This window comes from Epilithonimonas tenax DSM 16811, assembly GCF_000428485.1.
In the GTDB taxonomy this organism is placed as follows: domain Bacteria; phylum Bacteroidota; class Bacteroidia; order Flavobacteriales; family Weeksellaceae; genus Epilithonimonas; species Epilithonimonas tenax.
This window is the reverse complement of sequence record NZ_AUAA01000002.1, coordinates 1-24,253: the sequence shown is the minus strand read 5'-3', so window position 1 is coordinate 24,253 and position 24,253 is coordinate 1. Positions and strand designations below refer to the sequence as shown.

Sequence of the window (24,253 nt, the reverse complement as noted above, 5' to 3'; positions counted from 1 at the left end):
TGATTAAAATCTAAAAATGCTGGGATTCCGGCAAATCATTTAAACACAAAGAATGACGAAACCCATCGTAATTAAAGCAGAAGATATTTCTAAACAATACCGACTAGGACAAGTAGGTACAGGAACTTTATCTCACGATCTCAACCGCTTTTGGCACAGAATGAGAGGTAAAGAAGATCCATATCTTAGAATTGGCGAAGTAAACGACAGAACAGCCAAAGGCCAGAGTGATTATGTCTGGTCACTTAAAGACATAAACTTTGAAGTAGAACAAGGCGATGCAGTAGGTATCATTGGAAGAAACGGCGCTGGTAAATCTACGTTATTAAAATTACTAAGCAAGGTTACAAAACCAACAACCGGAACAATCCGTACACAGGGAAGAATTGCATCATTACTGGAAGTAGGAACAGGTTTCCACCCAGAAATGACAGGACGTGAAAACGTTTTTCTGAATGGAGCTATCCTTGGAATGACAAGAAAAGAAATCACAAGAAAATTTGATGAAATAGTTGATTTTTCCGGTGTTGAAAAATACATTGATACTCCTGTAAAACGTTACAGTTCTGGAATGTACGTTCGTTTGGCATTTGCAGTTGCTGCACATTTGGAATCGGAAATATTAATTGTGGACGAAGTCCTTGCAGTTGGAGATTTGGAATTCCAAAAGAAATGTCTTGGAAAAATGGGCGATGTAAGTAATGGAGAAGGAAGAACAGTTCTTTTCGTTAGTCACAATATGGCATCCATCAAGCAGCTTTGTAACAAAGGTATTTTTTTAGAAAAAGGAACAGTAAGATATGATGGAAATATCGATAAATGCATTAATCTTTATTCAAATGATAATATATCTTCCGACGCATCTATTCTGGAGAATACTAATGTAAAATCTCCTAATCTAAGCATATCTCATTTTTCTGTCAACGGAATAGACGGATCTACCATTCCAATGGATTTTGACGACAACAAACTCAATGTAAGAATTGAAGGAAAATTAACTCAAGAAGCAGAATTTGAATTAGAAGCACGACTATTCAATAATTTTGATATCCCAATGATATTTTATGCACCTGGGCATTATGATGGTCCTAAAAAATTCCCTAAAGGAAAATTTGTTTTAGAAAGAACAATCACATTACCAAAAGGAATCAATAAAGGAAACCTTTACATGCACGCTTATCTTGCAGATCCTGGGAAGAAAATGTACACAGATTTCAAAAACAAAATAAAAATCGATTTTGAAGGGACTAGGATGCAAACTGGCTGGGTGTTCCATATAGATGGAGAAGGAATCATTTATTTGAAATAAATCTTGAAAAAAAAATTCATCACATACGGAAGCAATGCCTTTCTTCAATCTGCCAAAAGGATTATTGAGGAAGCAAAATCTTTGAATATTTTTGACGAAACACAGCGTTACGAGTATTCAGATTTACCGTATGCCTTGAAATCTTCTCCCCTTTTCTTGGACAAAAAGAAAGGTGGACATTGGATCTGGAAAGCTTACGTAATTTATGAAAGCCTGTCAAAGCTTGATAATGGCGACATTTTAGTCTATGTAGATTGTGGCAGCGAAGTCAAAAACCCATCGGGATGGCAACTGCAGTTGGAAAGATTAAAACATTCTGACGCTCTTTTTTTCCAGTACCGCGATGATAAGGACTATGGATGGAAAACATTCAATCCTAATTTGACAGACGATCCGAAACTGAAGTACTGGACAAAAAAATCAGTCATAGACACGTTTCAGAATCTATTTGAAGATGATAATGAATGGCTGGGAAAAAATAAACTTTGGGCGGGCTTTATCATTCTGAAGAAGACGCCGGAAATCGCGCAGCTTGTAAAAGACTGGCTGGATGTAATGATCTACAGACCAGATCTGGTAACAGATCCTTTGATTTTTGAAAAAGATGATCAAATCGAAGGTTTCGCATCTCACCGCTATGATCAGACGCTCTTATCAGCAATCGTAAGATATTATGATAAGAAAATCAACATAGAAATCAGTGATGAGGAGAGCGAAGGAGACTATCTCGGTCAGATCGTAAAAGCCACCAGAAGAGTAGATAAATCAGAAAAAAATACGATTAAATCTTTTTTAAAAAAGACCTATTACAAAATAAAAAAATAATGGATAAAAACTCCAAAATATACGTAGCCGGCCACAGAGGTCTTGTGGGAAGTGCCATTCTGAGAGCTTTGGAAAAACAGGGCTTCACAAATCTTATCACAAAAACTTCTGACCAGGTAGACCTTCGGGATTACAGACAGACCGCAGAATTTTTCGCAGAAGAAAAGCCGGAGTATGTCTTTCTTGCGGCAGCAAAAGTAGGCGGCATACAGGCCAATAACACTTACAGAGCAGAGTTTCTTTATGACAATATGATGATCCAGAACAACGTGATCCATCAGGCTCATACCAATGATGTCAAAAAACTTTTGTTCCTGGGATCCAGCTGCATCTACCCAAAAATGGCGCCTCAGCCTTTGAAAGAAGATTCTCTGCTGACAGGTACTCTGGAACCGACAAACGAACCTTATGCCATTGCAAAAATAGCAGGGATCAAAATGTGCGATGCGTACAGAAGCCAGTACAATTCCAATTTTATTTCGGCAATGCCTACCAATATGTATGGCCCTAACGATAACTATGACCTTAATAATTCTCACGTTTTACCTGCTTTACTAAGAAAATTCCACGAGGCGAAAGAGCAGAATCTGCCGGATGTGACCGTTTGGGGAACAGGAACACCTTTAAGAGAATTTCTTCATTCCGATGATTTGGCAGAAGCCTGCATTTTCCTGATGCAGAACTATGATGATTTTGGCCACGTGAATGTTGGCATTGGTGAAGACCTAAGTATCAAAGACTTGGCACTATTAGTTAAGAAAATAGTTGGCTATGAAGGCAACTTGATCTGGGACACCTCAAAACCAGACGGAACACCGAGAAAACTGATGGATGTTACCAAAATCAATGACCTAGGCTGGAAAGCGAAAATAGGACTGGAAGAAGGCATTAGAGATGTTTATGAAAAAAAATTCAAAAACTAAATGCTGATCTGTCTCTCAATATTAGGTGGTGGTCGTGGTAATGATCTTTTCCAATTTATGCATGCAGATGCATTCTGCAGAAGAAATGGAGTGCGCTATTATTCCCCGACTTTTACTGAAAAATACACCAAAGATTTTCCCAACCTTCCGGAATCTCCAAAAACGCCCTATCTAGCAAAGAAATTTTTGTATAATAGATATTACAAAAAACTGAATCCAAATTGTATCATTGGTTTTACGGATGAGAATGAGATCCCGAAATACAGAGCACAAATTAAAAAAGATTACTTGGTCAATTTCTGTTATGGCTGGTTTTTCAATAATGATCTTTACAGAGAAGAAGATATCAGACATTATCAAAAACTGTTTGAACCAAAAGTTGATAAAGAAGCTTTAAAAAACAAATACCTTCAACACAACGCGGATGAAAAAATCATTAGCGTTCACATCAGAAGAGGCGATTACAGAGAATTTATGAACGGTAAATATTTCTTCGATGATGATCTTTATATCAAAAAAATAAAAGAATTCTTAAAATCAATTCCGAAAGGCAATTACAAATTCCTGATCTGTACCAATGATGACAATCTAGATTTGGAAAGGTATAAGAAAGAATTCGGGGAGGTGATACAGTCAGAAGAAGGACCAGTGGAAGATCAATATCTGATTTCTCAAACCAATTATCTTCTGGGTGCTCCTTCAACATTTTCACAATGGGCAAGTGTGATGGGAGAAGTACCTTACTATCATATTTACAAACCAGAAGAAACGATTACTGAAGACAAAATAATCAAAGAAATAAGAGGTTACAAATACAAACAAAAATAAGATGAAAACGGCATTAATAACAGGAGTTACAGGACAAGACGGCTCATATCTGGCAGAATTACTTTTAGAAAAAGGCTATCAAGTACATGGGATTAAGAGAAGAGCATCTTCTTTCAATACACAAAGAATTGATCATTTATATGTAGATCAGCACGAGAATCACGTTAATTTCAAATTGCATTATGGTGATTTGACAGATTCTACCAATATCATCAGAATCATCCAGGAAGTACAGCCGGATGAGATCTATAATCTTGGCGCTATGTCCCACGTGAAAGTTAGTTTTGACTCTCCGGAATATGTTGCCAACGTTGACGGTATAGGAACTCTTAGGATTCTTGAGGCTGTGAGAATCCTTGGTTTGGAAAAGAAAACCAGAATCTATCAGGCTTCTACATCAGAACTGTATGGTGGATTGGAAGAAAATAAAAATGCGGCAGGTTTTTACGATGAGCAGTCACCTTTCTATCCAAGATCTCCGTATGGCGTAGCAAAAATCTACGGATTCTGGATCACGAAGAATTACCGTGAAGCTTACAATATGTATGCCTGCAACGGGATCCTTTTCAACCACGAATCCCCAAGAAGAGGGGAAACATTCGTCACCAGAAAAATAACAATGGCCACTGCAGCCATCGCCAAAGGAAAACAAGACGTTCTGTACTTAGGAAATCTTAATTCTCAAAGAGATTGGGGCCACGCCAAAGATTATGTAGAAGCCATGTGGCGAATCTTGCAGCAGGATGTTGCAGAAGATTATGTCATCGCTACAGGAAAAACCACATACATCAGAGATTTTGTAAGAATGGCTTTTGAAGAAGCAGGTATAGAATTGACGTTCACCGGTGAAAATGAAAATGAAGTGGCAACAGTGGCAAAATGTAACCATCCGGATTACCAGTTGGAAATCGGAAAAACAGTAGTCAAAATAGATCCGCAATATTACAGACCTACGGAAGTGGATGTGTTGATAGGGGATCCTACAAAATCCAAAACACAACTAGGCTGGAAGCCGGAATATGACTTACCTGCTCTTGTAAAAGAAATGGTACAGGAAGATCTTAAATTGATTTAAAAAATTAAGAATTACACAGAGCATTCCCTTCTCTAATGATGTTCTGAAACATTCTAATTAATTCTATGAAAAAACGACCTCTTATTTCTATTATCACCGTCGCCTACAACAACAGGTTTGGTTTGGAAGAAACCATCAAAAGTGTTACCAGCCAATCTTACAGAGACTTTGAGTTTATCATTATCGACGGCGGTTCTAGTGATGGCAGCAGGGAATTGCTGGAAGGTTATTCCTCAAAAATTGATTATTGGGTAAGCGAGCCGGATAAAGGGATCTACAATGCGATGAATAAAGGCATTGCAAAGGCCAGTGGAAAATACCTCATCTTTATGAACAGTGGAGACCGCTTCTCATCTTCACAGATTTTAGAAAAAATAAGTCCCGCTTTTGGTGATGACGATATCATCTACGGAAATGCATACTATGAGCTGGAAAACCGAAAGAAATACGAATACAGAATCCCTTCAAAAATCACCATCGGTTCTCTGCTGAAAGAACCCATCTGTCACCAATCTGCTTTTTTTAAAAAGGACCTGTTTACCAAATTTGGGATGTATGACGAGGCTAATAAAATAGCTTCTGACTGGACTTTTATGATGGATCTTTTTATCCATCATAATCTCTCTCAAACATATGTCAACGAGTTTATCAGTATTTTTGAGAAAACCGGCATCAGTAATACCAATACCGATCTCAGTTTCGCAGAACAAAAAAAATACCTAACCGAGAATGTTTCTGATGAACTGCAGAGAATGGCAAAAAACTTTGACCAATATGCCCAGTTCTATAACGGGAAACCGGGAACGATGCTGAGGAATTTTAAGGACAGGATCTACAGGATGATTTACCGAAAAAGAAATTATGAACGCAAATTTGTCGATTAAGCTTTGATGATTTGATTCACGTACTTGGGCAGTTTTCTGTATAAGAAAAAACCTTCATCATATTTCATTTTATAAAGGTAAAAAGCAATCATCGGGTTCAGATTAAACCCAGCTTTCTGTGGATAATTAGCATCAAATTCTAACTTTATTTTTTCATAAAACCGTTGGAAGATCTGCTGATCCATTTTACAAACCTGACTCAGTATCACCATATTTGCAAAATTTTTGAGGTATTTTTCAATCAAACCTGTGTTGCTGTAAAGATCTTTTTTCTTTGCTATTTCCAGTTTTTTGGTAAGGATGATGAGATAATGTTCGATATTTTTCAGACCCATCGTTGCCGTCATAGATTCCGGATTAGAAAGGGAGTAATAATTATAGGTTTCAAAATCCAAAAAATTAACTGTCTTTGCAGGAATGGCCGTTTCGAAAGCCCACAGTTCGTCCTCGTGAAGAAGATCATCCAAAAACCTGAGTTTATTATCTATCAAGAAAGATGTTTTGTACAGCTTATTCCAAGCCGTCACGGCCCATTGTCCGGCCAAAAACCCTTCCAAAATTTCTGCGTTTGAGTAGGTCTTTTTTGTATTTTTCAGTTGGTGATACCTGCTTTCCTTTGGTACATCATTTTGCAGAAAGTGCGTTTTCCCGATCACAATATCCGGATCATTCTCTGTGGCCTCTATAAAATGCTGCAAAGACAGATTATCTACCAGAGTATCATCATTATCCATAAAAAGAATATAGTCGCCTGTAGCACGATCTATTCCCTTATTTCTGGTTTTGCTGAGTCCCAGATTAACTTCATTACTAATGACAATGAAATTAATCTTCAGATTTTCCGCCACATATTGATTCAAAATATTCCAGGAATCATCTTTACTTTGATCATTGATCACAATGATCTCAAAATTTTTATAAGACTGATCTTTGATAGAATCCAGACATTTTACGATATATTTCTCCGCATTATAGAGCGGGATGATGATTGATATTTTTTTCATTTTGTGTATTTATTAATCAAAACTTTCAGAATCAAAAAAGGACCAATTCCGAAAATTTTTTCTTTGACCGGCAATTGAGATTTGGAAGCAATATCCCAATAAGTTTTCGCCAGATCCATTTTCTGATCAGGTGTCAATTTATCCTGAAGTTTTTCTTTGATATTAAGTAAGCTACTTTTAGGATTTTTGATCAGTAAATGGTAATAATTGCTCATCAAACCATCTGGCAGATAATCACCAAAAGCCAAAACCTTGTCTGTAAACAGAATTTTGAATTGTCTTTCTATTCTTCTGAAAACCAAAGATTCTGGACAGAATTTCTCACCATCAAATTCTGGAAAAAGAAACTTTTTGTGAATTTCTGTTTTTAAACAATATACCATTTCTCCTGGAAACTCCCAGTCATAAGTTGCACTTCCTGAAACCAACCATTCTTTCATTCCGTATTTTTCTCTGTCAAACTCTGTTTTTTCTGAAAACCTAATAAAAGTAAAACCTGCAACTTCCGGCTTCTCCTTTATTTTTTCTGAAAGAATCTGCATTTCCGCAATGGCGCGCTCTGCAAGAAAATCATCACTGTCTATCACAGAGAAAAAAGCTGTTTTCGTATTTCTAAGTCCGTTATTGACGGCAAAGTGTTTCCCCTTATTTTCCTGAAAAATATACTGGATCTCTAGCTTGTTTTCTTTCTTAAAAACATCAATCACATTTTTTGTATTATCTGAGGAACCATCGTCTATAACCAACCAAATAAAGTTTTTATCTGACTGTTTAACAAGGCTTTCATACAACTTCGGCAAGATGTACGCCCTATTGTAAGTTGGTGTACAAATGGTAATGAATTTCTGCATTAGGGCAAATTTAACGGTTCATAATCACCATAATCCAAGGCATAATTCAGCCAGTTTTTGATGCCATATTTTTCAACCAGTTTTCTGTCAATTTTCTGATAGGGTTTTTGCAGAAATTCTTTCAAGCCAGAAAGATCCTCAAAATCTGTTAAGAAAATATTATCCGGATGGTAGAAATCGTAGTTTTTGAGATTAAAATTATTAGACACAAATTTTTGCTCCTGATTCAGACACTCAAAAAAGCGGAAAGCAACACCGTTATGGGTATTCATTTTAAAATCGACAACAGCTTTGGCTTTCGAGGTGTATTTTTCATTTTCGTCCAATGAAATACCTTGATGCTGAAGACTTACAAAATCAGTTTTTTTCTCCTCCCGGAATACTGGTATTGTCAAAATAGCCTTTAACGTAAGGTGGTTTTCTTTAGAATATTTCTCAATATTGTAAGACATCGCAATACGCTCTTCCAAACCTACACCGATGTAGAAAAGATCGAACTCTTCTTTTGAAGGATCGTGCAAGATGCCTTCTGTATAATGATAAATTGGCAAAGGTAGCAGATCATATTGAGGAAACTTCCGGATATCATTGCCATCAAAAACCAGTTTTCTGTCAAAATATTTGTAATAATCAAAAATCCTTGGGTACATCTCCAGTCCGTCCCACTGGTAACTGACCATTTTTTCGCTTTGCTTCCTGACTTTTTTGATAAGATCTTCAGAAAACATATCGGCGCGGATAAAAAAGGCAATGTCATATTTTTTGTCCTTCAGTCTTTTCTCTGCAAATGTCTGAAAAAGTTGCTTTTCTTTTTTGAGAAAGTAATTTTTATCTTTCAGAAAAAGACGATACAATATATTCTTAACTCGATGAATCACAGATGAACTATCGACACCCGGAGGCAAAGAATCTATCAGGACATCCACTTCAAAACCCATCTTTTGTAGCTGAGCAACGATAGGTTGGGAAAGATTAATATTTTTATTGATGTATAATAGCTTCATTAAACAAATTTAACAGGGCATTGATAATATTAAGCGCTAAATTATGCTTTTTTTGTACTTTTACAAATTGAAATACGCTCTTTATTAAGGAAACTTTCACAAATGATAAAAAAAATACTCATCACAGGCGGCGCTGGTTTTATAGGCAGCAATATGGCTCTTAAGCTCATTGATAAAGGCTACCAAATAACCGTTCTCGACAATCTGTCAACACAGATCCACGGCTCTGATCCCGAAAACACTTCACCGCTCTACCAGAGCATCAAAGATAAAGTCAGATTCATACACGGCACTGTGACTTCTCGTGAAGATCTTGAAAAATCGATCAAAGATCAAGATGTGATTGTTCATTATGCTGCGGAAACCGGCACAGGACAATCTATGTACTGTATCGAAAAATATGCGGAAGTAAATGTCCAAGGAACCGCTTTGATGCTGGATATCTTGGTCAATCAAAAAAACAATGTCAAAAAAGTGATCATCGCCTCTTCAAGATCAATTTATGGAGAAGGTAAATACGAACATCCGGAATTAGGTTTGGTTTATCCGTCCCACAGAAAGGAAGACGACATGCTGGCGGGAGATTTTAATGTTAAATTCAATGACCATCAAATCTTAAAATTACTGCCGACATCAGAGGATTCTAAAATCCATCCTTCTTCTGTTTATGGGATTACTAAACAAAATCAGGAGCAGATGATAATGGCTGTCTGCCCTACTATCAACATTGCACCTGTTGCGTTCCGGTATCAGAATGTTTATGGCCCGGGACAATCTTTATCCAATCCTTATACGGGGATTTTGTCCATATTTTCCAATCAGATCAGAAACAACGACGGCATCAAAATTTTTGAAGACGGAAAAGAATCTCGTGATTTTGTTTACATTGATGATGTGGTGGATGCTACTATTGCCGGCATCGAGAACAGTGCGGCCGACGGAGAAGTTTTCAACGTAGGAACTGGTGTTGCAACAGATGTACTAACTGTAGCAAAAACATTGATCTCGTCCTACGGAATAGACGTCCCCGTAAGCATTACCGGTAATTTCCGATTGGGAGATATCAGACATAATTTTGCTGACATTACTAAAATCAAATCAAAACTTGGTTTTGAACCGAAATTTGATTTCACCCAAGGCATCAAGAGATTTACAGATTGGGTTCTTCAACAAGACATCCAGGAAAACAAACTGAATGAATCATTGGAAGAAATGAAAGCAAAAGGTCTTTTTAAATAATTTAACCAAAAAAACACCATGATCCCAGTAACAAAACCATTTTTGCCTCCGCAGCAAGTTTATCAACATTATCTTGAAGGAATCTGGAAAAGACAATGGCTTACAAATATGGGCCCGCTTGCCAATGATCTGGAAATGAAGTTGAAGGAGCATCTAAAAGTAGACCATTTGTTGTTTGTCACAAACGGTACGATAGCAATTCAGATGGCCATCAAAGCATTACAACTCAAAGGAGAAATCATTACAACGCCTTTTTCTTTTGTCGCTACTACAAGCTCTATTGTCTGGGAAAATTGCGAGCCTGTTTTTGTGGATATTGATAAAAATACTTTGAATATTGATGCGGACAAAATTGAAGCTTCAATTAGCGATAAGACCTCCGCAATTCTTGCAACACACGTTTATGGAAACCCGTGTGATGTAGAAAAAATAGAGGACATTGCAAAAAGACACAATCTAAAGGTAATCTATGATGCAGCGCACGCTTTCGGTGTAGAAATAAACGGAAAGTCTGTTTTTGAATATGGCGACATTTCTACTTGTTCTCTGCATGCTACCAAACTTTATCATTCTACAGAAGGTGGATTAATTTTTACGAAAGATGCGAACCTTCTTAAAAAATTAGCTTACATCCGCAATTTTGGATTTGATGGTCCTGAAAGTTTTGCAGAACTTGGACTCAACGGGAAAAATTCCGAATTCCACGCTGCCATGGGACTTGCCAATCTCAAATACATAGACTCGATTCACAGAAAAAGAAAAGAAATTACGGAAAGATACGATGAGAAACTCAAAAATCTGAAAGCATCCAGACCACTCTGGCATTCAGCTTCGGAAAACAATTTCTCGTATTACCCCATCGTTTTCGATAGTGAAGAGCTGATGCTGAACATCATTGCAAATCTAAAGCTTCATGAGATCTACACGAGGCGCTACTTTTACCCGTCGCTCGCTACCTCTTTGCCTTATGTAAAGTCCGGCGCAGCTCATCTTGCAATAACAGAAGACATTGCTAGACGTGTGCTTTGTCTCCCTCTTTACTACGATCTCACCTTGGAAGAAGTCGATATGATTTCAAGATTAATGTTGAGAATCCAAAATAACTAAACTATGCTGATTATCGGTGCAAAAGGTTTTGCGAAAGAAGTTTTAGAAATTTTTCATCAGAAAGATGAAACAGAAAACTTATTCTTCTATGATGATATCTCTCCTGAAATTGCTGATTGTCTTTATGATCAATTTGAAGTCGTAAAAAGCGAAAAGCAAGCACAAACGATCTTCGAAACCATCTCAAAGGAATTCACCTTAGGAATTGGGAATCCAAAACTGAGAAATAAATTATCCCAGAAATTCATTAATTTAAATGGGAAGTTCACTTCGTCCATCAGTCGTTTTGCAGAAATTGGGAGTTTCGGGGTTGAAATTGGAGATGGTTGCAACATTCTCAGTGGCGTGAAAATAAGCAACGATGTGAAAGTTGGCAGAGGAACAATTATTTACTACAACGCCATTGTGACTCACGATGTTTCTATCGGAGAGTTTTGTGAAATATCACCTGGCGCAACACTTTTGGGACGATGCAGGGTCGGAAACTTTGTAAGCATAGGCGCTGGCGCAATTATTTTCCCAGACGTGAACATTGGAGATCATGCGGTGATTGCTTCTGGAGCGGTCGTAAGAAATCACATTCCAGAAAATGCAATGGCAGCAGGTGTTCCTGCCACTATAAAAAAAACAATATGAAATTGAGGAAAAAATCGATACTATTTATCGCCGACAGACCGGAGTGGGCCTATCATAATCTGATCAAAACCTGGGCAAATGGTTTAACAGATTTTGATTGTTATGTTGCTTTCGAAGAGGATTTTAACATCAAAGCGAAGGCATTTACTTCATCGGAAAAAGTGATTACCAGAACAATCAATTTCTTTAAAAATAAGGAGAAAAAATTTGTCATAGACGCTTCTTCTCGGTTTTCTTATCCCAAATATAATATACCGCCCGTTTATGAGGTTATTGCTGGAACAAAAACAAAGAAAACACATTTTGATGTAATCTATGAATGCGCCTTTTATTTTCAGTTCATGTCGGTTTTACCATTCACAGCCGACAAAAAATTTGTTGGGATTTATACAGATTCTTTTCCGCACGAAGGCCCTAGTTATGATGAGAAAACAAAAACTGATTTAAAACAGCTTTCAAGAAAGGAATTCTTCAATCAATATCTGAGATCTTACACCGGCGTTATTGTTGGAAGCTCTGGTTTATATAACGATTATAAACATCTTACAGATCATATTACGTTTGCAAACGGCATTTATCTTCAAGATGATTTTGCAGAAAACAAAAACATTGGAGACCGTGACTATCTTACGATTGGTTGGACAGGAAACCCTAATCGCCCGATGAAAGGCTTCCGGGAAGTAATAGAACCTGCTGTGGAAGAAGTAAACAAAACCGGAAGGACAGTGGTTTTGAAAACAACATTCTCCGGACCATATCACGACCTTCTCAGTTTTTATACCGATGTGGATCTCATCGCTATTGCGTCTGATGCAGATACGGGTCCTTCTCTATTTGCGGAAGCAAGTTTGTCAAAAGTTCCTGCAATCTCGACTAAAATTGGCTTCCCAAAAATGGTTGTTGTGGATGGAAAAAATGGCCTTTTAATCAACCGGGATATTAACGAAATGAAAAACGCGATCATCAGACTCTATGACGATCGCGCACTTTTGAAATCATTCTCTGAAAAAATAAAACAAGATTATTTGAAAGTTTTGGACAATGAAATTTCCATCAAAAATTTAAAAATTTTATTTAGCTAAAAAACACATCAATGCTAGGAACACTTATCTGGAGAATACAAGAAGCAACCGCTGTTTTATTGGGGAAAAAGAAAACCCAAAGAGAGCTTCCAAAACAAAACTTCCCGCAAAAGAATATAAAAAACATGACACCCTTTCATTCAAAAGACGAAAAACTTAATTCTTTTTTGTCCAGTTTGTCTATTGAATTTATCTTTAGTGAGTTCAATGAAGAAAGAGTCAATGCTGGCGGCGCAGATCTTAGTCTTCATTTAAGATTAGATCCGAGTCTCAGCACTTTAAGAAAATATTTTCCAAATGCAAAGTATACCGTTTATTCCGATTTTGACCTAAGGATAGACGGTGTAGATTTAAAAAAAATAGATACCCCTATTTTACAAGACAAAAAAAATCTAAAAAGACATTTTTACCATCTAGCGGATTATTATAAATTCAAAGGAATGCTGGAGTCCGAGGCCGACATTTCCATTTCCATTGATTCTGATATGTTTGTTTTAAATGAGAATGTCTATAGCCTGATCTATCTTACAGAGAAGTTTGGTTTTTGTGTACCAAACAGTTCTGCCCAAAGTATGAATTTTGAAGTTGAAACTTCTCTAGATGCGATACCTGTAACAGATGAGAGTAACGGTTTTGGAACGACATCCAATATTACACCAATGACTCTTTCCAAAAAATCTGAAGCCGGAAAGCTATTCTTTGAAAAATGTTGTGAAATCATGGAAAAAGAACCCTCCCGTGCCTCTATAGTCATGTGGAAAGCTGCTTGGAAAAGCGGTGTTTACCCATATTTTATACCAAAGGAGTTTTGCGTTTGCCGCGGGAATGAAGGCTTGGGCAATGAAGTCATTTTGCATGTTGGACACCCTACCGTCGCAAAATTTTATAATGTAAAAATATAGTATATGCTGTTCAACTCTATTAGTTTTGCGATATTTCTGCCAATTGTTTTTGCATTATACTGGATGATAAAAACAAAAAGAAATCAGAATATTCTTCTGATGCTGGCGAGTTATTATTTCTACGCCTGCTGGGATTGGCGGTTTCTGTTTCTATTGGCTTTTTCTACATTTCTGGATTATTACACCGGTCTTAAAATAGAAAATTCTGAAAAAAAATCCTCTAAGAAGTTTTGGTTTTGGCTCAGCATCAGCGTGAATCTGGGGTTCCTGGGATTTTTCAAATACTATAATTTCTTTGCAGAATCATTTGCAGAATTTGTAGGCGGTTTCGGATTCCATACAAGCCCTTGGGTTTTGCAGATTATTTTGCCGGTGGGGATTTCCTTTTATACCTTCCATGGTTTATCGTATGTTATTGATATATACAAAGAGCGCATCAAAGCAGAAAGATCATGGATCGACTATACATTATTCGTGAGTTTCTTCCCATTATTGGTCGCTGGACCTATCGAAAGGGCTACTCACCTGCTTCCTCAGATCAAGAAGAACAGAACTTTCAATTACGATAATGCTGTAGATGGTTTGAGGCAAATCCTTTGGGGACTTTTCAAAAAAATGGTGGTCGCAGATAATTGTGCCTATTATGCCAATATGATCTTTAACGATTACCATCAGTACACGGGAACAACACTGGTATTTGGGGCAATCTTGTTTGCTTTCCAGATCTACGGTGATTTTTCCGGCTATTCTGATATCGCTTTGGGAACTGCCAGATTATTCGGTTTTGATCTTTTGAGGAATTTTGCTTATCCCTATTTTTCCCGTGATATTGCGGAGTTTTGGAGAAGATGGCATATTTCTCTGTCGTCCTGGTTTCGGGATTATTTGTACATCCCGCTAGGTGGCAGCAAGGGAGGCAACTGGATGCGCATCCGGAACACCTTTATCATTTTCATTGTCAGTGGTTTCTGGCACGGATCCAACTGGACATTTATTATTTGGGGATTTCTGAATGCATTATTTATTATGCCGTCGATTGTTTTAAAGACGAACAGAAATAATCTAGACATCGTTGCAGAAGGTAGACTATTCCCAAACATCAAAGAGATTTTCCAGGTGATGATCACTTTTTCCTTAGCGTGTTTTGCGTGGATCTTTTTCCGCTCAAATTCTGTCACTGATGCTTTTGCATACATAGGCCGCATGTTTTCTACTTTGGGAACAGGAATTGGTTATCCGTACAAATTGCTGAACGGCGATTTGAAAGTATTGGTTTTCATATTAATCATGCTGATATTCGAATGGTTTATGAGAGAACAACTTCATCCACTTAGAAAACCGTTTACCAATTTGCCTACTTTTGCAAGGTGGATCATTTATTTCTTATTGGTAATTTTGGTTATTCTGTTTGCAGGGGAGCAGGCCGAGTTTATTTACTTTCAATTTTAGAGCGATGAAAAAATTTATTACAAGAACACTTTTATTTCTGAGCCCGTTTCTGTTGATTTACACATTACAGGGTTTTCAGCCGATAGATGCATACACGCATAAGTTTTATGAATCACCACTTTACAAAAGCAGTATCATACCTCATAACTATCCTATCTACGCCAACCAAAAAGGAAACCTGACAGGCTACGGTGAGCTTTGTTATAAAACAAAATATCAGATCCCAAAGGATGAAAGTTATATCACAGACGAGTTGGGATTTCGAAACGACAAATTTATAGAAAATCCCGACATACTTATCATCGGAGACTCTTATACAATGGGTGCAGCCCTTAACCAGTCACAGCTTCTGGCGAATCAAATCATGAAAAATTCTGGTTACAAATATTCGGTTTACGGAATGGCTCCTGTAGATTTCTCATTATTGGACAAGCTTCTGAAAATGAATGTGATTATAAAACCGAAATACATCATCTACGAACGTGTGGAGAGAGGTGACATCCCGAAATTTGATTATTTTGAAAACTCTTTCTCAAATAGATTGAAGTATAAATATAACAATCTATGGAATGTGGGGAATGCGAATGTATTTTTAGATAAAATTTTCCGTGCTTATGTTAACAACTATGCCAAAGCAAACTTAAAAAAAGTTAAGATGGTAGGGACCCAATCAAAGGTAGATGAAAAGTTATTTTTTTATGACCCCAATCATCTGAATCCTTCTGACCAGTGGATGAATATGAACATCAACTCCCTTGTGTCTTATAAAAAATACTGCGACTCTATAGGTTCAAAGTTCATCTATCTTCCAATGCCGAACAAAGAAACTGTTTATTTTGACAAAATTCCTATAGAAAAACAGCCAGATTATCTCTTCAAATTAGGACATATTCTGAAACAAAAAAACATTCCTTATTATCCAACGATTGAGTTTTATAATCATTTCAGAAAAATGGATCGTAGAATGTTGTATCACTATGATGACTCTCATTGGAATGCCTTGGCAAGTGAACTCATCTCAAAAGAAATAATTAAAACCATAGAAAATGATAATAGGTAGAGGACTTTTAGCATCATTATTCATAGACAGCGATAGAGAAGATACGGTCTTCTTTGCGTCCGGCGTTTCTAATTCTTTAGAAAACAGACCGGAAGAATTTCTCAGGGAAGAAACGCTCATTAGAAAGACAATCTCAGAAAATCCGGATAAGATCTTTATCTACTTTTCCACGTGTAGCATTTACGACTCATCCAAAACAGCCAGTGATTATGTTCTTCATAAACTGAAAATGGAGCAGCTGATCAAGAATCTATGCGAAAAGTATTTGATCCTACGGGTCAGCAATGCAGTTGGAAAAGGTGGAAATCCTAACTTGCTGATGAACTACCTGGTACGCTCTATCAAAAGTAAGGAGACAATCAATGTTCATACAAAAGCAACCAGAAACCTTATAGACGCAGATGACATCAGGCAGATCACCTTTATGCTTTTAGAGAATAAGATCTTTAATAAGATTGTCAATGTTGCCTACATTCACAATTATGCGATCATAGAAATTCTAGAAATCATAGAGCGTTTTTATAAAACAAAGCTTGATCTCAATTTAATAAAAAGTGGCTCAGGATACGACATCAACGTACCGGATGTAGAAGATTATTTCAGAAATAATGGTCTTACAAACAAAGAATCTTATCTTTGTAACATCTTAGAGAAATATTACTCTTAAACATATGAGCAACATCAAAGAAAAACTGAATAACAAAAACATATTGGTCACTGGCGGAGCTGGCTTTATCGGCTCCAACCTTTGCGAAGAACTGATTGGTCTCGGCGCTAATGTTACCTGTCTTGATAACTTTTCTACTGGTTTAAGAGAAAACCTGGAGGCCATCAAAGACCATCCAAACTTCAGACTGATAGAAGGCGACATCCGCGATCTTGACACCTGTCAAAAAGCCTGTGAAAATCAGGATTTTGTACTGCACGAGGCCGCTCTAGGATCTGTTCCAAGATCTATCAATGATCCCATAACAAGCAATGACGTCAATGTGGGCGGCTTTCTTAATATGCTAGTTGCAGCAAGAGATTGCAAAGTCAAAAGATTGGTATATGCGGCAAGTTCTTCTACTTATGGTGACTCCGAAAATTTGCCAAAAGTGGAGGATGTGATCGGAAAACCCCTTTCGCCTTATGCCATTACAAAATACGTGAATGAGCTCTATGCTGATGTATTCAAAAGAACTTATGATTTTGACACCGTAGGGCTTCGGTATTTTAATGTATTTGGAAGAAAGCAGAACCCAAATGGTGCTTATGCAGCAGTCATTCCAAAATTCGTGATGCAGCTAATGAATCACGAATCGCCTGTCATCAACGGTGGTGGAGAGTACTCTAGAGACTTCACCTACATAGATAATGTGATTCTAATGAATCTTCTGGCATTAACTTCAGATCATACAGACTCTTTGAATCAGGTTTACAATACAGCCTTTGGCGAAAGAACAACACTTAACGATCTCGTAAAATACCTGAAACAGTATTTGTCAGATTTTGACCCTAAAATTGCAGATGTAGAAATCATCTATGGCGATTATAGAAAAGGAGACGTTCCACATTCTCTTGCAAGCATTGAGAAAGCCAAACATCTTTTGAACTATGAGCCAAAACACTCTATGAAAGAAGGCCTGAAACAAGCGGTTAATTGGTATTGGGAAAATTTAAAATAAAAAAAATGAATCATAAAATTACAATCATCGGATTGGGTTATGTGGGTTTGCCACTCGCCAGATTATTCTCGACCAAATATCCTGTTGTCGGATTTGATATTAATGAAAAAAGAATTGCTGAACTCAATTCAGGAAAAGATGATACTTTAGAAGTTTCAGACGAACTCCTAAAATCTGCTTTGGTTGCCACTAATCCAAAACAAGGAGAAACAGGACTTTTCTGTTCCAATCAATTAGAAGATATTGCAGACTCAACGATTTATGTCGTAACTGTGCCAACGCCAGTTGATAAAAATAACCGTCCGGATCTTACTCCACTTTACAAAGCCAGCGAAACGGTTGCGAAAGTTTTGAAAAAAGGCGATATTGTCATCTATGAATCAACAGTTTACCCAGGTGTAACAGAAGAAGAGTGTGTTCCTGTTTTGGAAAAAAACACAGGAATGAAATTCAATGTGGATTTTTTTGCAGGCTACTCCCCGGAAAGAATCAATCCGGGCGATAAGTTGCATACCGTTGAAAAAATCCTGAAAGTAACTGCCGGTTCCAATCCTGAAATCGGAAAAATAGTTGATGATCTATATAATTCTGTGATTGAAGCAGGTACTTATCTTGCGCCAACCATCAAAGTAGCAGAAGCGGCAAAAGTGATTGAGAATTCTCAGCGTGATATTAATATTGCCTTCGTCAATGAGCTGGCAAAGATTTTCAACCTGATGAATATTGATACGCACGAAGTTCTGAAAGCGGCAGGCACCAAATGGAATTTCTTACCCTTCAAACCAGGTTTGGTTGGCGGTCATTGCATTGGTGTCGACCCTTATTATCTTGCTCAGAAAGCACAGGAATTTGGTTATCATCCAGAGATCATCCTGGCTGGCCGAAGAATGAATGACTCTATGGGACAATATGTGGCAAGCCAAACAGTAAAACAGATGCTGAAGAAAGATCTAAAAGTAAATGGATCAGAAGTATTGGTTTTGGGCTTCACCTTCAAAGAAAACTGTCCTGATGTAAGAAATACAAAAGTGGTAGATGTTGTGAAAAATCTTGAAGATTATGGTATCCATGTTAGCATTTTTGACCCTTGGGCCAATCCTGAAGAGGTAATGCACGAATATGGCCTTGAGACCTCTACAAAAATGCCTTTCAAAAAATACGAAGCGGTGGTATTAGCGGTTTCCCACAAAGAATTTGAAACATTAAACATCAAAAATCTGCTCTCTGAAAACGGCATCATCTATGATGTAAAAGGAATTTTGGATCAAGATCACTGTGTGACAAGATTATAAAGATGGCTGCAAATCCTTTAGTTTCTATCATCACAACTTATTACAATTCTGTACAGCTGGGCGGCTTCGTAAAATCATCTATGGAGTGCCTGCTGAATCAGACGTATAGAAATATCGAATTCATCTGTGTCAACGACGGTTCTACAGACTCCACCCTGCAGGAATTGGAAGAATTTGCAAAGATCGATTCCAGAATCAGAATCTACACGAAAGAAAATCAGAAATACGCGCAGTATTCCAAAGCTTATGGGCAGGAGAAAAGTAGCGGGGAATTCATCTTTCTTTTTGACCATGATGATACGATCGATCTCGAAACAATACAGAAGTGCTTACAAGCCTTTGCGACAGATCCGTCTTTAGATATTGTAGCCCCAATTGTTGATACGAAATTTACCAACGGCAAACCAAAGTACACAGCAAATCTAGACCATTACATCAATAACATTTCAGATTATTCTTTAAGAAAAATATCAGGAAAAGAAGCGATAGAGAAAACGGTTGGCAGGTATGATATCCACATCAGAGGGCTCTATAAAAGTCATGTTTTTAAGTCCCACTCTTTCCAATTCTCAGAACCTCTTCTGAACGCAGACGAGATCGTTGAACGTCTTATTTTTGAAAACGCCAAATATATTGGGACTTGCAATGCCGTCTACACGCACTACATCCACCCAGATTCTTCCGCCAAGTTACCATCTCCCAAGATCATAGATGTGGTGAGAACAGACGTCATTCTCAGACAGCTTTTCAAAGAAAAACGGATCTATGAGAACAGAAAATACATCTTTGAATTGACGGCCTACAAGAATCTGGTAAACGCCATCAAGATCTTTCACCTTTTTTCTGGCAAGATGACAGCCGAAGAACAAATGTCTCAGCGCAAAAGGCTCCTCGACTCCTATGCTGAGCTTGATAAAAAAATGGTTCTTTCTCAGTACAAAGGCATCACAAAAATCTACAATACATTTTTGCTTTCTCATTTTTCTGCATTGATCACTTTTTATCAGTACAAAAACAAGTAGTATTATCTTTCAAAACGCCAGATAAACAATCTGGAGCTAAGGCTTACAGGTAGATTCTGAAAAAAGTTTTTCTTCTTGAGATCTGTCGTATACCGGTTGGAAAAGTAGTCCAGCAATGAGAGTTTCGGCATGGTGCCCATTCTCGCAATATTCTGCTCCAGGTAATCCTTGTCTTTAATAGTTTTCCATTGTACAGCCAGAACCATTTCTTTGAATTTGATAATTTTTTCTTTCAGCAAAGGTTTTTTTTCTGCTGATACATTCTGATCAAACTCTGAAGAAAAATGCTCCAAAATGGTCATATAATTTTCAAAATTAACTTTGGTTCTGTTAAAAATAATTGATTCGCCGTGTAGATAATAGATATAGGTTGTATCTAAAGTGAGTGCTATTCTATTGGCTTTTAGCGACCAGTGGAACGCCCAAAGTTCATCTTGGGAAAAGAGATCCTTTACAAAGCGGACTCGGTTTCCATTGATGAAGCTTTTCTTGTACAATTTGTTAGGCGCAATAATAGGCCACTCTCCTCTTACAAATGATTCAAAAACCGCTGCATTTTCTATGACTTTTTTATTCGTACTGATGGGGAAGATAAGTTTTTCCTCGTTGGTTTTGGAATCGAAACACATCGTCTGTCCGATGGTGACATCAGCACCGGTCTCCAAGGCTAGATTCAATAGCGTCTCGATGCATTTTTCAGGAATATAATCATCACTGTCCAGCATATAAATATACTCTCCTGATGACGCCTCTATGCCAGAGTTTCTAGTGATAGAAAGACCCTGATTGCTGTCGTGGTGGATCAATTTGATATCCAGCTCTGGATTTTCCAGCATAAATCCCTCCGCAATACCCACACTGTGATCCGGGGTACAGTCATTCACCAAGATGATTTCCAGATTCTTATACGTCTGTTTTTTTACAGAATCTAGACATCTGGCAAAATATTTTTCACATTTATAAACCGGAATGTTTATACTTACTAGAGGATCCATGCTGACAGTCATCAAGTTATTTTTAATGATAATAATTTGCAAACTTATAAAGAATATTTAATACTTTTGAATGAAAAAAAATTTTAGATGAAAAAGATATTAGGTTATTTTATCCTGCAACTCAAAAAAATCGCTGACCAATGTATTGCAGAAAAAAACAGAGCTATTTTTTTCACAGACAAGAGCAACATCCATTCATCTTTCCGCATAGGCGCTCATAATTTTTTAGACATATCGCCCGCTGCGCAATTCCAGATAGGTAAAAATGTGCTTATCAACCAATCCAATTATATCACCGTCAAACCAAATGCGAAGCTCACGATAGGTGATGACACCTACATTACCAGAGCTACCATTTCCTGTCTTGGAGAAATAGAAATTGGTAAAAACTGTATTTTGGGAGAAGGGATGAAGATTTTTGACCATAACCACCAGTATACAAAAGATCCGTTCTCGGTTTCTAAAACCAATTTTAACATTGGAAAAGTAAAGATGGGCAACAACGTTTGGACCGGAGCCAATGTGATCATTCTAAAAGATGTCACCATCGGCAACAATGTGATTTTGGGTGCAGGATGTGTGATCCACAAAGATGTTCCGGACAATGCCATCATCATCAACAATCAAAATCACAAAATACTGAACGTGTAGTCAAAAAACTCGCCTCAAAAAAATACACGATTGCTAACGCTCTCAAAAACTTAAAACAATGATGTTTTCCATTCTTATTGCGCATTATAATAACTATGACTATTTCAGAGCCTGTTATGCCTCTATTCTTAAGCAGTCATACCAAGATTTTGAAGTTATTATTTTGGACGATTGTTCCACAGATGGTTCATTTGAAAAAATCAAAACCGAGGTGATGAACAATCCAAAGGTCAAATTATTTCAAAATGAAGAGAACAAAGGGGTTGGTTTTACCAAAAAGAAATGTGTCACACTGGCAACTGGTGAGATCTGCGGTTTTGTAGATCCAGATGATGCGATAACACCCAATGCACTGGAAATCTGCACGGAAAAATACCATAATCCAGAGACCATCGCCACTTATTCTCAAATTAACATCTGTGATGAATCGCTCAGGCCGCAGAAGATTTTCGAAAACACGCGGCACATCAAAAGCGGCAATCCACTTTTCTTTAATATTAGATTTGAAATTTCACACTTTTTCACCTTCCGGAAAGAAGCCTACAAAAAGATCCGAGGCATTAATCCTGAGCTGAATGTGGCCGAGGATATGGATTTGTACCTTCAGCTGTACGACATTGGAAAAATTGATTACATCTCCTCCCCTTTATATTTCTACAGAGTCCACAAAAAAGGACTGTCTCACGATCCTCAAAAAGAAAACATAAAAAAGCAAAACTGGCATCAGGTTCTTCTGGAAACACTAAAGAGAAGAAATATCAGCTTGCTTTATGGTGAAAAAATAGAAACTATAGATCACCTTCCAGAATTTATAAATAGGAAACAGAATACCTTGGTATCGAAAATCATTAGAAAATTATTCCGTAAATAAGTAAAAAATTACACGGTAAAAAACACAAATCTCTATTGATATCTAAGTCATCTTTACGAAATTATTCCTTTCAAATTCAAAAAAAATGCACAATTCTGGCAAGCGACTTTCCAGATCTGTAGGGCTGTTCCAAAATGTCGATTAACCTCTTTTCGAAAGCTGTAAAAATTATTTTTTAAACATCTTCCATAAGACATCATTAAGAAGGATTCACAATGAATCTCTTAATTTTCCTTCTCATAATGGATCATGCAAGGTCTGATCGTCTTAGATAAACTACGTGTTTAATGGTAATTTCTGAAAATACACTCATTAAAAACTGTTTTACGGTTAAAAAACACAACATAACTCAACAAACTACGCTATATTTGTTTTTTCATATTTTTTTTTAAATATGCATACAAATGTATGAAAAGAAAAAAAGGATCAGCACAAAAAGACTGATAGAAAGGGATGCAACAGAAAAACGCTTTTTTTTGATTTGTAAAACCGCTTAAAAAAGCACATCTGACCTCACTTATATGATGGTCTCACAAGAAGAAATACTGAAAAATTAACACCAATAAACATCTATTTATATAAAAAAACGAATCCACAAATCAATTAATTTTCCTTTTCTTGTTTACAATGGAGAATACAAAACCTAAAGCATTCTTGTAAGACAAAAGAATGATGAGTGAAAAAAATGAAAACTTTACAGACGCATTTTACGGAGACCTTATCTAAAACAGACAAACCTCGTAAAAAAATCTAAAAAGCTCTCTTATTTTTATATTGTTTGAAATACTGACAAAACTTAATTAAAAAACACACCTTATGCACAATCGCTTGTTAACAAAACTTTTTTCAGGGATAGAAAAGCTAAAATGGCAAAGCTATTATAAAACCTGCAAGAAGAAAGGACTGAAATTGGGAACCGGAGTCTCTCTCCAGAATGGTGTCAATTTTGGAAGTGAACCTTTTTTAGTAGAAATTGGTGATTACTCCAGGATTTCTTCTTCTGTTTTATTTATTACACATATCGGCGGATCTACGATAATGAAAAAAATAGAAGGCTACGACGATGTACGGGTTTTCGGACGGATAAAAGTGGGTAATAATACGTTTATTGGAGCCAACTCTACCATCACCCACAATGTCACTATTGGCAACAATTGCATCATAGCTGTAGGCGCCGTAGTAAGTAGTTCTGTACCGGATAATTCGGTATATGGAGGTGTTCCTGCAAAATACATCTGCAGTACAACAGAATACTACGAAAGGAAAAAAAAGGAAAACGTAGATTATCCCAGAGACTTGGAAAAAAACAGAAAAAAACTAAGAGCCTGTTTAAATTTTATTCAATAAATTTTTTAAAGCGGATAATTTGACCATGTTTTCTGAATTTTCCATCAGGAGTTCATAATTCCGACACAATCTTCTATCATTATCAAACCAAGCGAAAGTTCTCTCAATAATCCATCTTTTGGAAATAGGCTTAAAATCTTTTTTCTTTCCATCGTTTCTCATCACCACATTTATTAGATAACCAAACTTATTTTTTACCTGTTCTATGACTTCTCCTCTGTAACCTCCAT

25 protein-coding genes are annotated in these 24,253 nt (G+C 37.0%); 20 read left to right on the top strand and 5 right to left on the bottom strand.

Annotated features, from left to right (window positions below):
- Positions 1-52 precede the first annotated feature (52 nt).
- From F564_RS18485 to F564_RS18480, 6 genes are all read left to right on the top strand, one after another.
- Positions 53-1,309, top strand: a complete 1,257-nt coding sequence (locus F564_RS18485) for an ABC transporter ATP-binding protein (RefSeq protein WP_084406757.1) — start codon at positions 53-55, stop codon at positions 1,307-1,309.
- Positions 1,310-1,312: 3 nt separating this feature from the next.
- Entirely contained in the window at positions 1,313-2,134 is an 822-nt protein-coding gene (locus F564_RS0100970; RefSeq protein WP_028120947.1) for a hypothetical protein, read from the top strand.
- Complete coding sequence (gene fcl / locus F564_RS0100965) at positions 2,134-3,057, top strand: GDP-L-fucose synthase (RefSeq protein WP_028120946.1); 924 nt, start codon at positions 2,134-2,136, stop codon at positions 3,055-3,057. Before F564_RS0100970 ends, fcl begins: the two co-directional genes overlap by 1 nt.
- A complete protein-coding gene (locus F564_RS0100960; protein ID WP_028120945.1) occupies positions 3,058-3,885 on the top strand; it encodes an alpha-1,2-fucosyltransferase in 828 nt (275 codons plus the stop codon).
- Position 3,886: 1 nt separating this feature from the next.
- On the top strand, positions 3,887-4,960 hold the full coding sequence (gene gmd, locus F564_RS0100955) for a GDP-mannose 4,6-dehydratase (protein WP_028120944.1): 1,074 nt from the start codon (positions 3,887-3,889) through the stop codon (positions 4,958-4,960).
- Positions 4,961-5,025: 65 nt separating this feature from the next.
- Positions 5,026-5,844 (top strand): glycosyltransferase family 2 protein, encoded by an 819-nt coding sequence (locus F564_RS18480; RefSeq protein ID WP_051259515.1) that lies wholly within the window; start codon positions 5,026-5,028, stop codon positions 5,842-5,844.
- Here F564_RS18480 and F564_RS0100945 read toward each other — a convergent pair.
- The 3 genes from F564_RS0100945 to F564_RS0100935 are packed head-to-tail and all read right to left on the bottom strand — an operon-like array spanning position 5,841 to position 8,703.
- Positions 5,841-6,848: a glycosyltransferase family 2 protein gene (locus F564_RS0100945; RefSeq protein ID WP_028120943.1), complete on the bottom strand. Its 1,008-nt coding sequence runs from the start codon at positions 6,846-6,848 to the stop codon at positions 5,841-5,843. The two genes, F564_RS18480 and F564_RS0100945, sit on opposite strands and share 4 nt — an antisense overlap.
- On the bottom strand, positions 6,845-7,699 hold the full coding sequence (locus F564_RS0100940; RefSeq protein WP_028120942.1) for a glycosyltransferase family A protein: 855 nt from the start codon (positions 7,697-7,699) through the stop codon (positions 6,845-6,847). The genes F564_RS0100945 and F564_RS0100940 overlap by 4 nt, the downstream gene beginning before the upstream one ends.
- Positions 7,699-8,703 (bottom strand): hypothetical protein, encoded by a 1,005-nt coding sequence (locus F564_RS0100935; protein WP_028120941.1) that lies wholly within the window; start codon positions 8,701-8,703, stop codon positions 7,699-7,701. The genes F564_RS0100940 and F564_RS0100935 overlap by 1 nt, the downstream gene beginning before the upstream one ends.
- Before the next feature lie 102 nt (positions 8,704-8,805).
- On the opposite strand from F564_RS0100935, the gene F564_RS0100930 reads away from it, so the two are divergent.
- The 11 genes from F564_RS0100930 to F564_RS0100880 are packed head-to-tail and all read left to right on the top strand — an operon-like array spanning position 8,806 to position 20,159.
- Positions 8,806-9,942, top strand: a complete 1,137-nt coding sequence (locus F564_RS0100930; RefSeq protein ID WP_034980399.1) for an NAD-dependent epimerase/dehydratase family protein — start codon at positions 8,806-8,808, stop codon at positions 9,940-9,942.
- 18 nt (positions 9,943-9,960) lie between these two features.
- Positions 9,961-11,049, top strand: coding sequence for a DegT/DnrJ/EryC1/StrS family aminotransferase (locus tag F564_RS0100925; protein ID WP_028120939.1), 1,089 nt, complete (start codon positions 9,961-9,963; stop codon positions 11,047-11,049).
- 3 nt (positions 11,050-11,052) lie between these two features.
- Positions 11,053-11,685 (top strand): acetyltransferase, encoded by a 633-nt coding sequence (locus F564_RS0100920; protein ID WP_028120938.1) that lies wholly within the window; start codon positions 11,053-11,055, stop codon positions 11,683-11,685.
- On the top strand, positions 11,682-12,767 hold the full coding sequence (locus F564_RS0100915; RefSeq protein ID WP_028120937.1) for a glycosyltransferase: 1,086 nt from the start codon (positions 11,682-11,684) through the stop codon (positions 12,765-12,767). Before F564_RS0100920 ends, F564_RS0100915 begins: the two co-directional genes overlap by 4 nt.
- A 59-nt stretch (positions 12,768-12,826) precedes the next feature.
- Entirely contained in the window at positions 12,827-13,669 is an 843-nt protein-coding gene (locus F564_RS0100910; RefSeq protein ID WP_228373821.1) for a hypothetical protein, read from the top strand.
- Positions 13,670-13,672: 3 nt separating this feature from the next.
- Complete coding sequence (locus F564_RS0100905; protein ID WP_028120935.1) at positions 13,673-15,118, top strand: MBOAT family O-acyltransferase; 1,446 nt, start codon at positions 13,673-13,675, stop codon at positions 15,116-15,118.
- A gap of 4 nt (positions 15,119-15,122) precedes the next feature.
- Positions 15,123-16,178: a hypothetical protein gene (locus tag F564_RS0100900; RefSeq protein WP_028120934.1), complete on the top strand. Its 1,056-nt coding sequence runs from the start codon at positions 15,123-15,125 to the stop codon at positions 16,176-16,178.
- The gene (locus F564_RS0100895) at positions 16,165-16,845 is read left to right on the top strand and encodes an NAD-dependent epimerase/dehydratase family protein (RefSeq protein WP_028120933.1); all 681 of its coding nucleotides are present in this window, start codon (positions 16,165-16,167) and stop codon (positions 16,843-16,845) included. The genes F564_RS0100900 and F564_RS0100895 overlap by 14 nt, the downstream gene beginning before the upstream one ends.
- Before the next feature lie 4 nt (positions 16,846-16,849).
- On the top strand, positions 16,850-17,845 hold the full coding sequence (locus F564_RS0100890; protein ID WP_028120932.1) for an SDR family oxidoreductase: 996 nt from the start codon (positions 16,850-16,852) through the stop codon (positions 17,843-17,845).
- 5 nt (positions 17,846-17,850) lie between these two features.
- Positions 17,851-19,137, top strand: a complete 1,287-nt coding sequence (locus F564_RS0100885; protein WP_028120931.1) for a nucleotide sugar dehydrogenase — start codon at positions 17,851-17,853, stop codon at positions 19,135-19,137.
- Between the two features lie 2 nt (positions 19,138-19,139).
- Positions 19,140-20,159, top strand: coding sequence for a glycosyltransferase family 2 protein (locus tag F564_RS0100880; RefSeq protein WP_028120930.1), 1,020 nt, complete (start codon positions 19,140-19,142; stop codon positions 20,157-20,159).
- A 2-nt stretch (positions 20,160-20,161) separates the two neighbouring features.
- Here the strand turns inward: F564_RS0100880 and F564_RS0100875 are convergent, their stop codons facing one another.
- Entirely contained in the window at positions 20,162-21,166 is a 1,005-nt protein-coding gene (locus F564_RS0100875; protein WP_228373820.1) for a glycosyltransferase family 2 protein, read from the bottom strand.
- Positions 21,167-21,241: 75 nt separating this feature from the next.
- On the opposite strand from F564_RS0100875, the gene F564_RS0100870 reads away from it, so the two are divergent.
- From F564_RS0100870 to F564_RS0100855, 3 genes are all read left to right on the top strand, one after another.
- Positions 21,242-21,805: an acyltransferase gene (locus F564_RS0100870; protein WP_051259514.1), complete on the top strand. Its 564-nt coding sequence runs from the start codon at positions 21,242-21,244 to the stop codon at positions 21,803-21,805.
- 58 nt (positions 21,806-21,863) lie between these two features.
- Complete coding sequence (locus F564_RS0100865) at positions 21,864-22,676, top strand: glycosyltransferase family 2 protein (protein ID WP_028120927.1); 813 nt, start codon at positions 21,864-21,866, stop codon at positions 22,674-22,676.
- An 816-nt stretch (positions 22,677-23,492) separates the two neighbouring features.
- Positions 23,493-24,023, top strand: coding sequence for an acyltransferase (locus F564_RS0100855; RefSeq protein WP_028120926.1), 531 nt, complete (start codon positions 23,493-23,495; stop codon positions 24,021-24,023).
- On the opposite strand, the gene F564_RS0100850 is transcribed toward F564_RS0100855, so the two are convergent.
- The coding region (locus F564_RS0100850) for a transposase (protein WP_028120925.1) at positions 24,006-24,253 on the bottom strand (248 nt) is incomplete at its 5' end. The genes F564_RS0100855 and F564_RS0100850 overlap by 18 nt on opposite strands.